This window comes from Stenotrophomonas sp. P5_B8 (assembly GCF_054049855.1).
In genome coordinates, this window is sequence record NZ_JBFULO010000825.1 from 1 (window position 1) to 718 (window position 718).

Below are 718 nucleotides of genomic sequence, written 5' to 3' on the forward strand. Positions count from 1 at the left end.
GTGCAGGGCAGTCTGGCGACGATGAAGGCCGATCTGGATTTTACTCAGGCCGCCGCTGAATACCGGGGAACAAGGCGTTTATCGCGCAGTGAATCGATCCTGATCCAGGTGTGGACGGGCAAGACCGAGCAAGAGGTCGTCGCCGCGAACGGCAACCCAGCTGTCCGTCAGGCCGGGATTGCGCGGACGCTGTCTTATGGGCAGTCCTTTGACAATCGCGTCATGTGGCAGAATCTCGCGACCGGCGCGACGTATGGCGGCGGCGGTTATAAAAGCTGCAACGTCCGCTATGTGCTGATCCCGGACAGCGCCGGGATGCTGAGGGTTGCCGATGTGAATGTCTTCGGTGAAGCAAGTGGCGACACAAGAAAGATACGTGACGCCTGCGCCGACATCTTGAACGTGCCAAACGGCTGAAATCATGGCCTATTTTTGAGCCGCGCTCATGCAAGCCGAAAGCTGGCGATACGCCAGCTGCAGATGGACAACCTTTGAGCGGAACACCTCTTTCCCCTGAAACTGGATAGCGAGCTCATTACTGTCCGGCTTTTCCTTCACCGATTTCCGCACGTCGATGGTGAGCAACAACGCCCCACTGCTCTGGCCCGGCATGCTCACATGGGCGGCCTGGACGTTCTGCGTGGGGTGGTTGGTAGATGACAACGTGATGGGAACGATCTCGGTCTTTGTCACCGGAGGGATCGCCTCGCTGATGAAC

2 pseudogenes are annotated in these 718 nt (G+C 58.5%); one reads left to right on the forward strand and one right to left on the reverse strand.

The features are described 5' to 3' along the window. Positions 1–417: pseudogene (locus ACXJKH_RS21670) on the forward strand (hypothetical protein); the annotation flags it as partial. 9 nt (positions 418–426) lie between these two features. Here ACXJKH_RS21670 and ACXJKH_RS21675 read toward each other — a convergent pair. After that, positions 427–718: pseudogene (locus ACXJKH_RS21675) on the reverse strand (hypothetical protein); the annotation flags it as partial.